Origin of the sequence: Pseudoduganella sp. RAF53_2 (genome assembly GCF_052113985.1) — a bacterium.
In the GTDB taxonomy this organism is placed as follows: Bacteria; Pseudomonadota; Gammaproteobacteria; order Burkholderiales; family Burkholderiaceae_D; genus Rugamonas.
The window spans coordinates 1-9,912 of record NZ_JBFRDW010000165.1 but is presented as its reverse complement, the minus strand read 5'-3'; the positions used below and the strand labels follow the sequence as shown (position 1 = coordinate 9,912).

The following is a 9,912-nucleotide window of genomic DNA, read 5'->3' as shown; positions in this document are numbered from 1 at the left end:
ATGCGGTACAGCGTGCAACTCGTCAACCCCTTCGTTTTCAGCGTCTTGCGCTTCAAACTTCTCACATCGTTTCGCGCTGTTTGCTGCGTTGCGTTGCGAGGGACAGAACTATAGCAAACGCACTGCAGGTCCGCAAGGGCCAATGTATAGTTTCGCCCATGCCTTATCTTCCTTCTAATGAACCGGTTGCCATCATCGTTGTGAGCGGCAGCCATTACGAGCACGCGAGCAGCGACCTGCCCGCGGCAATCGACATCCTTGATTCGTCCGCCATTCGCGATGCGCAGCCGCGAGTCAATGCCTCGGAAGCGCTGGTCGCTGTGCCGGGCATCGTGGCGCTGAACCGCCAGAACTACGCGCAGGATCTCCAGATCTCTTCGCGCGGGTTCGGCGCCCGCTCCGCATTCGGCGTGCGCGGCGTGCGCCTGATTACAGACGGTATCCCGGCGACGATGCCCGATGGCCAAGGGCAGGCCGCCACCTTTAATCTGGACCGCGCCCAGCGCATCGAAGTCCTGCGCGGTCCGTTCTCTGCGCTATATGGCAATCACTCCGGCGGCGTGATCCAGCTCTTTACCGAAGACGGCAAGTCGCCGCCTTCGGCCGAAGCGACTGTCATCGCCGGCAGCGACGGTATGCGCAAAGTCGATCTGTCGGCACAAGGCAAAGCCGTCGGCGTTGGCTACGTGCTCGACGCGTCGCGCTTCGAGACGGACGGCTATCGTGATCACAGCGCCGCGCGCCGCGACCAGCAATACGCCAAGCTGAAATTCAACCTGGCCGACAACGCTACGCTCACGCTGGTCGCCAATCGCCTTGAACAGAAGGATACGCAAGACCCGCTGGGTGTAAGCTGGTCCACTTTCCTGCGCGACCCGCGTGCCGGCGAAATCGATCCAACCGACACCGAATCGCCCAAGCGCAGCTATGCGGAGCGCTACAACACGCGCAAGAGCATCGACCATGAGCAGGTTGGCGCCAACTACACGCTGCACCTCGGCGAGGACCGGTTGCAGCTGGTTGCCTATGGCGGGAACCGCGACGTCGTACAATACCAGGCATTCTCGAAAGCCTTCCAGGCGCCGCCCAGCCATTCCGGCGGCGTGGTGGACTTCAGCCGCGATTTCTACGGCACCTCATTCAACTATCTGCACGTAGGCCGCTTCTCAAGCGGCACGCTACGGACAACGCTTGGCTTCGACTTCGATCGCTCGGCGGACGACCGGCGCGGCTACGAGAATTTCATCGGCAATCAATTCGGCGTGCGCGGAGCCTTGCGCCGGGATGAGCGCGACATCGTTTCGAATGCCGATCCCTATGTGCAGACCGAATGGCAGTCCGGCGACTGGGTCGCCAGCGCGGGTGTACGTCATAGCCGCGTGAAGGTCGAAGTCGACGACCACTTCCTTAGCAATGGCAACGATAGCGGCGCTCTGCGCTTCGTGAAGACGACCCCGGTGATCGGCCTGCTCTACAAACTGACGCCAACCCTGAACATTTATGGCAGCGCCGCGCGCGGCTTCGAAACGCCAACGTTGAATGAACTGTTCTACTCGGGTACGGGCGGGGGTTTCAATTTCAACCTGCGCCCCGCACGCAGCATGCATCTGGAAATGGGCGTGAAGTCCACGCCTTTCCAGGGAACGCGCGTGGACGCAGCCTTGTTCCAGGTCCGTACGCGCGACGAATTGGTCGTGGACGCATCCAGCGGCGGCCGCACCAGCTACCGCAATGCGGCCAGCACACTGCGCCAGGGCGGCGAGCTATCGGTGGATACAAATTGGTCGCACGGCTTCAGCGCCCGCGCCGCGCTGTCCGTCCTGCGTGCGACCTATGACAACGGCAGCCGCCTGCCCGCCGTGCCGCGGACCACTGCATACGGTGAGCTGGCGTGGAACGAGCCSCAGGGCCGCTACGGTGCGGCAATTGAAGCCCAGGCCAGCGGCCGTCTCTATGTCGAAGACACGAACGCCGAACAAGCGGCGCCAGGGTATAGCTTGCTGAACCTGCGCTTGCAAGCGGCGCAGCAGTTGCCCGGCTGGCGCATCAAGGAGTTTCTGCGCTTGAATAATCTGGGGGACCGCCAGTATGTCGGCTCTGTGATTGTCGGCGACGCGAACAAGCGCTATTACGAAGCGGCGCCGGGCCGCAACTGGGCGCTGGGGATGACGGCGCAATACACCTTTTAGTGAAGCGGCGCGACAGTACAAGTGCTGCACTTCTGCCCCGTCTCGAAGCTGACATGAATCGGCAGAAAGCGCGCGATCACCTCCGCATTTGTGATCGCGTGGCGCGAAACGTGGTCCAGCGTATAGCGTCCGCCGCCCGCCAGCGCCATGGGCAGCATCAACTGATCCCCCAGATGCTCGCCGACAGCGGCATCGGAGGCCAGATAGCGCTGCGCTTCGAGCAGCGCGCCCTGCGCCACTGTCTCGGCCCGAATGTGGCGGTCGCCGACGCCCGAGAACACTTCGGTGACGTGCGCGCTGTCGAGCGTAAGCAGCAGCGCGTTTCCCGGACCGTCGGTCTGCGTCAGCTCATGCAGTTGCAACTGACGCTCTTGCCAGCCGAGCGTCTCGGCAACCTGCTTCAGCTCACGCTGCGCGACATTGGCCGGAATACGCGCAACAAAGGCCTCGGCAAGTGAAGCCTGTAGCGCACCGCGCTCCATCAGTTCAACGCGCCGTGGATGCTCCCACGGCCACACGGTGGTAAACAAGATGCCGCCGCCGGCCGGGTAAAAACCAAAACGCTCCAGATCAATCTCGGCCCGCGCGCCCATCGCCGCCAGCAGTCTGCAATAGGCGCGCTGCAGGAACTGAACCGGCGGCGCCATCGGATTATGCGTGCCGCCGATGACCGTGACCGTGACCGTGCTTGGGATAGGCGCAAACAGCAGCGCCAGAAGTACGGTCTGCAATACGAGCGTCGTGCTGCCGGCCGTTCCGATATCGAATTCGTACACGCCGCCGGTCAGCGTACCGGGCGTGAACTCCAGAGTTGTCGAGCCGACCTCCGCGTGCGTGACGCCCGCGTTGCAAACAACCGCTGCCGCGCGTATCGCCGCCAGATGTTGTCGGCGCAATCCCGCCGGCTCGCGATTGGCGCGGATGTTCTGAATGCGGAATGGCTTCCCGGTAATCATGGACAGCGTCAGCGCGCTGCGCAGGATTTGCCCGCCGCCTTCCCCAGTTGAGCCGTCCAGTTCAATCATCGCCTGCCCTCCCGAGGGCATTATCCTTCAACTGCTGGCGAAGGCGCGCACGGTGCTGTACTGCTCATCGCCGGCAAACTCGAACCGAACCGGGAGGAACAGTCCAATAATCTCGGCATTGGTGCGCGCATGCTCTGATACACGGTCGACGGTGAACTGGCCACCGCCCGCAAGCGCCATCGGCAGCATCAACTGGTCGGCCAAATACTCGCTGACCGCTGCGCCGGACGCGATGTACAGCCGCGCTTCCTGAACCACTTGCTTTGCCAGCGTTTCAGCGCGTAGCGACTTCTCACCAAAGCCGACAAAGACTTCCGTGACGTGTTCGTGATCGAGTGTCATCAGCAAAGCATTGCCCGGCCCCCATGCCTCCGGCAGTACGCAAGTCCTCAGCTGCGCCTCGTCCCAGCCCATTGCGCTGGCCACGCAGCTCAGTTCCCGGCGCGCTACGCCAGATGGCACGCCTGCCACCAGGCTTTCCGCATAGCCGTCCCGGCGCTCTCCGCGCGTCATCAAGTCCAGCTGCTGCCATTCGTGCACCGGCTGAATCGACGCTTGTACCGCGCCGCCGCCGGCCGGGTAGAAGCCGGCGCGTTCCAGACGCACGTCCACCGACGCGCCCATCGCCGACATCGCACGGCAGAAAGCCCGCTGCAGGAACTCCGCCGGCGGCGCCTTCGGGTTATGTGCGCCTCCGCTGACCCGCACGACCGACTGGCCGGGTGCATACAGCAATGCCGGGATCAGCGTTTGCAGCACCAGCGTGCAGCTGCCGGCGGAACCGATCGAAAACTCGAACACGCCCGCGCGAACGGGGCCTGGTGTGAATTCCAGCTGTACCGAGCCGAGCGCCGCGCCCGTCACTTCGGCATTGCAAATCTGCGCGGCGGCCGTTACCGCCACCAGGTGCTGACGCATCAGGCCTGGCTTGGAACGGTTGGCGCGGATATTGGCAATGCGGAAGGGCTGACCGGTAATGATCGAGAGCGACAACGCAGTCCGCAGCACCTGGCCGCCGCCCTCTCCTTTAGAACCATCTATCTCAATCATGCATTCTTATCCTTTGACGCATACGACCTGTTTCAGCGTATGGACGACTTCCACCAGCTCGTCCTGCGCCTGCATGACCGCATCGATGTCCTTGTACGCCATCGGGATCTCATCGATCACCGCGGCGTCCTTGCGGCACTCCACCCCTTCGGTCGCACGCACCTGATCTTCCAGCGTGAAGCGGCGCTTTGCCTCATTGCGGCTCATGGTGCGGCCCGCGCCATGGCTGCAGCTGTTGAAGCTTTCCGGATTTCCCTTACCGCGCACGATGAAGCTCTTCGCGCCCATCGAGCCCGGAATAATCCCCAGCTCGCCCTCGCGTGCCGACACCGCGCCCTTACGCGTCACCAGCACGTCCTGACCGAAGTGGCGCTCTTTCTGCACATAGTTGTGGTGGCAGTTCACCGCCTCCACGTGCGTCTCAAACGGCTTCTTGATAACGGTGCGAACGGACGCGATCAGGTTCTGCATCATCACCTCGCGGTTCATGCGCGCAAACTTCTGCGCCCAGCCGACCGCTTCGACATAATCGTCGTAGTGGCTGGTGCCTTCTTTCAGATAGGCCAGGTCCTTGTCCGGCAGATTGGCGATGTGAGTCCGCATATCCTGCTGCGCCACTTCGATGAAGTGGCTGCCGATGGCATTCCCCACGCCGCGCGAACCCGAGTGCAGCATGAACCACACGAAGCCCTGTTCATCCAGGCAGACTTCCACGAAGTGATTACCGCTACCCAGTGTTCCCAGATGCTTGTAGTTATTGGTGTTCTTCAGCTTCGGCGTTTTCTGGCAGATGACGTCGAATTCATCCTTCAATTGCGCCCAGGCCGCATCCACTGGGGTTGGCGGATTTTCCCAGGAGCCCACGTCGCGCCCGCGATAACCGCGTGTCTTCGGCGACATCCCGTGCGGGATGGCTTTCTCGATCGCGCTACGCAGCGGACCCAGATTATCCGGCAGGTCCCGCGCATTCAGCGTGGTCTTTGCCGCCATCATCCCGCAGCCGATATCCACGCCAACGGCCGCCGGAATAATCGCACCCAAGGTCGGGATCACACTACCGATGGTCGATCCTTTACCCAGGTGGACGTCAGGCATTACTGCGATGTGCTTATAAATGAACGGCATTCTTGCCGTATTTGACAGCTGCTCACGCGCTTCCTGCTCAACCGGTACACCGCGCGTCCACATTTTCACAGGGCTTCCGCCCTCAACATTCATTACGTCGTATTCGTGCTTTTTCATGGTTCTATATTCTCAAGTTCATTCTGCATTCACAAGCGTGGACAGCACGCTACCCCACACCTGCAGGCCATTGTTTGCACAGCCGCCGTCATTCCAGCTGATCATGGTGAGGCGCTGGCTGGCCGTGATTCGCATCGCCGGAGAAGCGTTGCCGAAGCTGCGACGCATCGCCTTCTTGCCCACTGCTCCTGCGCTGATGGTCCAGGATTTGATCCGAGTATCCGCCATTTTCTTCTCCTTGTCTTTGYGTGTACCCGACTATTGCAATTGGCACTCCGACCTCCTAAGTAGTTGATAAATATAGACTTCCTGGACACGCAGCTCGATGGCGGCCCGCGCGGCAGTGGGCGGTGGGAAAAGTGGCGTCCGAGCGTCTCAATTACCCAGCACCCCGACCTGGTCATCGACCGCTTTGAGCTGATGGTCAGTCAAGCCCACATCGATCTGGCTCACGTCATTCAGCGCGACATCGCGTCCGTCTCCCCGGAGACAGACGTGCGCCTGCACACCATGCCGATCGAGGACTGGTGGGACTTCGAAGATGTCTACAGTTGCCTGTATGACTTCGCGCGCAGCTACCAGTTCGATCCAGACAAAGAAGAATACTGGGTCCACATCACAACCGGCACCCACGTTGCGCAGATCTGCCTGTTCCTGATGACCGAGGCCCACTTCTTTCCCGGCCGCCTGCTGCAAACTTCGCCGCCACGCCGACATCGAGAAGGCGAACCTGGCGAGTACGTGCTCATTGACCTGGATCTGTCGCGCTACGACCAGATCGCGCAGCGCTTCAGCACTGCACAGAAAGAAGGCGTTGAATTCCTGAAGTCGGGCATCGCGACGCGCAATGCGCAGTTCAATCTAATGATCGACGAGATCGAGCATGTGGCCGCGCGCTCGCGTGCGCCGATGCTGCTGATGGGGCCAACGGGGGCGGGCAAGTCGTTTCTGGCGCGGCGCATTTTTGAACTGAAGAAGGCGCGGCATCAACTCGATGGGCAGTTCGTTGAGATCAATTGCGCCACGCTGCACGGCGATGGCGCTGGGTCGACCTTGTTCTGGCACGTAAAAGGCGCCTTTACGGGCGCGGCTTCCGACCGTCCCGGCTTGCTGCGCACGGCGCACAAAGGCTTGCTCTTCCTCGACGAAATCGGCGAGCTGGGATTGGATGAGCAAGCCATGCTGCTCAAGGCAGTCGAAGAAAAGCGCTTCCTGCCGATGGGCGGCGACCACGAGGTGAAAAGCGACTTCCAGCTCATCGCCGGCACGAATCGCGATCTGGCGGCCGAAGTGGCCGCAGGACGCTTCCGCGAGGATCTCTACGCGCGGATTAATTTGTGGAACTACTCCCTGCCGCGCCTCAGCGACCGGCCAGAAGACATCGAACCTAATCTGGATTATCTGTTGACCGAATTCGGCGCGGAGAATGGCAGCATGGTGCGCTTCAATAAAGAGGCACGCGAGCGCTTCATGCGCTTCGCTGTTTCCGCGGATGCGCAATGGAACGGCAACTTCCGTGAACTATCAGCGTCTGTCACGCGCATGGCGACACTGGCCGAAGCAGGCCGGATCACGGCGCCAGTCGCGGAAAAGGAAATCGCCCGCCTGCAGCATCAATGGCGGCCTATCACGCCGGCGGCATCGCGCGGCAGTTCGCTGGAAGATCTGCTGGACGAAGATTCGCTCTCCCAGCTCGATCTGTTTGATCGCCTGCAATTGCAAGCGGTGGTGGACGTGTGTGCCCAGTCCAAGTCCATGTCTGACGCGGGACGGAAGCTGTATTCCGTCTCGCGCCAGAGCAAGGCAAAGCCTAACGATGCGGACCGTTTGAAGAAGTACCTGGCCCGCTTCGGTTTGAGCTGGGAGCAGCTGGCTTAGTAGCTGGTCAGCGCCTTGCCGAACTTGATCAGCCAGATACGGCTTGGGCGTTCTTTGTCATCGCCACGCGCCACGCGAATGCTGTTGGCAGCGTTGCAGCCTGCGGAAGTGCTGGTGATGATCACGCCGTTCGCATCCACATTGCACTTGGTGACGTCGGCATCGGCCACGGCGTCGCCGGATGGGGTGAAGATCTTGGTCTTCAGACCGAAATCGTTGTCGTTCGCGAGCGCGATGGTGTTGGCATCAACCACGGTCAGGCCTTCCGCTTTTTCAGCCAGCCAGCCGACGGCGTTCAGGTCGAGCAGCTGGGTCTTTTTCAGCGTGACCACTTTGGTCCAGTCCGCGCCGTTCACAGCCACCGCGCCCATCGAGCTTTTTTCCAGGTCGGAGGTGGCCGGGTTGAAGGCGGCGGCGTTGATGTCAGTCGCGCTGCCGATTTCGATCAGCATCAACTTATTGAACACTTTGCCGCTTGGCGCAGCGCCCTGTTCAATCACGATGAATTTACCGTTGCCCAGTGCAGCGACGTCGCCCAGTTTGGCGTTGCCGGTGCGGCCGTCTGCGTAGTCGGCGCCGTTAAGCGGGTAGGCGAACATTCTGGTCGTGGCGCCAGTGGTCGGATCGAATTCGACCCAGCGGGTGAAACGAGCAAAGCGTTCGATCTGCTCGCTCTTGCCGGTCACGCTGTACGGTGCGCTGCCATCGGTCAGTGGGCTTTGCAGGAAGCCGTGCAGTTTGTCGGTGGTCGTGTCGAGCGTCAGACCCTCCATGCCGCGGTTGGAGCGGCGCTTGGCGAAGATGGCAGGCAGGCCGCTGCCTGGCGCATAACGGGACTGGATGATGCCGGTGGCCGGATCAATCTTCACGATGAACGGGCCGTATTCATCGGAGATCCACAGCACATTGCGCTTCTTGTCGAGCACAATGGCTTCGGTATCCAGGCCGTTCAGGCTGAAGTTGGCCTTGCTGTTTGCGTCGTACTTCATGGCGTCCTGCAGCGGCACTTCGGCCGAGTTACCCAGCGTACCGGCAGGGAGAACCAGGCCATTGCTGTTCACAGCCGAAGAGACTTTGATTGGCAAGGTCGAAGTCAGCACGGCACCGCTCTTGCCAACCGTGATCACGCCGATCGATGGCGTGAAGCTCGGCGAAGGGAAGATCTTGGCAGCGATCGTGCCGGTGCCGGTCAGTGYGGGAATATTAGGACCATCGCCGTTCGGGCCGCGGTCGGTCAAGCCGTAGAACTCCAGGTCACCGTTGGCATTGGTGCCCTTGAATGCAAGCGAAGAACCGTACGAAGGCAGGAAGCCGAGCGGGAAGTCTTCCTTCACTTTGGCGTTGCTGCCTTCGTATGGAATGTAGAAACTGTTCGCCGCCTGCATCTGGTAGCGCGTGACGGTCACGGCCACATCGCCTTGCGTGAAGGATTCCGGAGCCGGTGTGCCAACCTTGGAGGCTAGCGTGTCTTCGAAGTGCTCGCGCACAAGCGCGCGGCGATCATCATCGACGGTGCGTGCGGCGTACTTGGTGCCGGCAGCAGCCAGCGTGGTGGCGAAGGCTTTGTTGAAGTCCGTGCCGGCCGCGCCAAAGTCGGCGCTCTTGCTGGCCATCGAGGTCTTCACATCGGCGGTGATCTTGATGCCATTGGATGGATCATTGTCGTCATCCAGCAGCTGCAGCGCCATCAGGCGATTGACGACTTTCGCATCCTTCACATCGGTCACGCCAGCCAGCTGCAGCGGGGTGATGGTGGCGGCGCAGCTAGCGCTACCCAAAGCGATACCGCCAATGCTGAAGCTCACCGAATCACCGGCGGAGCACGTGAATTCGCCTTTCGAACCCGTTGCAGCTTTAGCCGAAGTGCCGGCGACATAGTCCGCGCCTTCAACCGCACCGTCCAGGAAGACGCCGCTGATTTGGGTCTTGGCCGGTGGTGCTGGCGTATCGTTATTGTCGCTGCCGCCGCAAGCGGCCAGTGCGAGTGCAAGTGCAAGGGGAGAGAGGCGTGGGAGCTTCATGGCTGTCCTTCTGGTTAAAAGGCGCAGCATACGAAGTCAGAATGACAAGCTGATGACTAAAAAACAAAACCCGAGGCCAAAACCTGGTGCCTGCCACGGCGTGGCAGGCACCTGTTTCTGCCGTGGGTTTGAAAGCAAAAAAGCCCGCTGGCACATGCCAAGCGGGCTTTTCTTATTACTTAGTCTGACAATAACCTACTTTCACACTGGTTGCAGCACTATCATCGGCGCAAAGTCRTTTCACGGTCCTGTTCGGGATGGGAAGGGGTGGGACYGACTTGCTATGGTCATCAAGCATAACTTGTACGTATGTCGCCGCGCACTGCGGCGTCACACTAAATCTGGAAGAAGTAAGCAGGGTAAAACTCAATCATTCAAACACAGGCAAGTGCGCATAACCGGCAAGGTTATAGGGACAAGCCGTACGGGCAATTAGTATCAGTTAGCTTAATGCATTACTGCACTTCCACACCTGACCTATCAACGTCCTGGTCTCGAACGACCCCT

Annotated in this window: 7 protein-coding genes and 2 rRNA genes; 2 read left to right on the top strand and 7 right to left on the bottom strand. The window is 60.7% G+C overall.

Going from position 1 to position 9,912, the window contains the following annotated elements; genetic code table 11:
* Window positions 1-158 precede the first annotated feature (158 nt).
* Window positions 159-2,189 carry a TonB-dependent receptor family protein gene (locus AB4Z11_RS12075; RefSeq protein ID WP_442025490.1) on the top strand — a complete coding sequence of 677 codons (2,031 nt, stop codon included), beginning with the start codon at window positions 159-161 and terminating at the stop codon, window positions 2,187-2,189.
* Here the strand turns inward: AB4Z11_RS12075 and rtcA (AB4Z11_RS12070) are convergent.
* Genes rtcA (AB4Z11_RS12070) through AB4Z11_RS12055 form a run of 4 tightly spaced genes read right to left on the bottom strand, consistent with a single transcriptional unit; the run spans window position 2,186 to window position 5,734 of the window.
* Window positions 2,186-3,214 (bottom strand): RNA 3'-terminal phosphate cyclase, encoded by a 1,029-nt coding sequence (gene rtcA, locus AB4Z11_RS12070; protein ID WP_442025489.1) that lies wholly within the window; start codon window positions 3,212-3,214, stop codon window positions 2,186-2,188. The genes AB4Z11_RS12075 and rtcA (AB4Z11_RS12070) overlap by 4 nt on opposite strands.
* A gap of 27 nt (window positions 3,215-3,241) precedes the next feature.
* Window positions 3,242-4,264, bottom strand: a complete 1,023-nt coding sequence (gene rtcA, locus AB4Z11_RS12065) for an RNA 3'-terminal phosphate cyclase (protein ID WP_442025488.1) — start codon at window positions 4,262-4,264, stop codon at window positions 3,242-3,244.
* Window positions 4,265-4,270: 6 nt separating this feature from the next.
* On the bottom strand, window positions 4,271-5,506 hold the full coding sequence (locus AB4Z11_RS12060; RefSeq protein WP_442025487.1) for an RtcB family protein: 1,236 nt from the start codon (window positions 5,504-5,506) through the stop codon (window positions 4,271-4,273).
* Between the two features lie 18 nt (window positions 5,507-5,524).
* Entirely contained in the window at window positions 5,525-5,734 is a 210-nt protein-coding gene (locus AB4Z11_RS12055) for a hypothetical protein (protein WP_442025486.1), read from the bottom strand.
* Between the two features lie 63 nt (window positions 5,735-5,797).
* On the opposite strand from AB4Z11_RS12055, the gene rtcR reads away from it, so the two are divergent.
* Entirely contained in the window at window positions 5,798-7,384 is a 1,587-nt protein-coding gene (gene rtcR / locus AB4Z11_RS12050; RefSeq protein WP_442025485.1) for an RNA repair transcriptional activator RtcR, read from the top strand.
* On the opposite strand, the gene AB4Z11_RS12045 is transcribed toward rtcR, so the two are convergent.
* From AB4Z11_RS12045 to AB4Z11_RS12035, 3 genes are all read right to left on the bottom strand, one after another.
* The gene (locus AB4Z11_RS12045) at window positions 7,381-9,405 is read right to left on the bottom strand and encodes an esterase-like activity of phytase family protein (protein ID WP_442025484.1); all 2,025 of its coding nucleotides are present in this window, start codon (window positions 9,403-9,405) and stop codon (window positions 7,381-7,383) included. The genes rtcR and AB4Z11_RS12045 overlap by 4 nt on opposite strands.
* A gap of 182 nt (window positions 9,406-9,587) precedes the next feature.
* Window positions 9,588-9,700 (bottom strand): 5S ribosomal RNA (gene rrf, locus AB4Z11_RS12040).
* Window positions 9,701-9,816: 116 nt separating this feature from the next.
* A 23S ribosomal RNA gene (locus AB4Z11_RS12035) occupies window positions 9,817-9,912 on the bottom strand; the annotation flags it as partial.

Coding starts and splice junctions, on each gene's coding strand:
- AB4Z11_RS12055 (WP_442025486.1), bottom strand. CDS start 5,734: ATGGCGGATACTCGGATCAAATCCTGGACCATCAGCGCAGGAGCAGTG.
- rtcA (WP_442025489.1), bottom strand. CDS start 3,214: ATGATTGAACTGGACGGCTCAACTGGGGAAGGCGGCGGGCAAATCCTG.
- rtcA (WP_442025488.1), bottom strand. CDS start 4,264: ATGATTGAGATAGATGGTTCTAAAGGAGAGGGCGGCGGCCAGGTGCTG.
- AB4Z11_RS12060 (WP_442025487.1), bottom strand. CDS start 5,506: ATGAAAAAGCACGAATACGACGTAATGAATGTTGAGGGCGGAAGCCCT.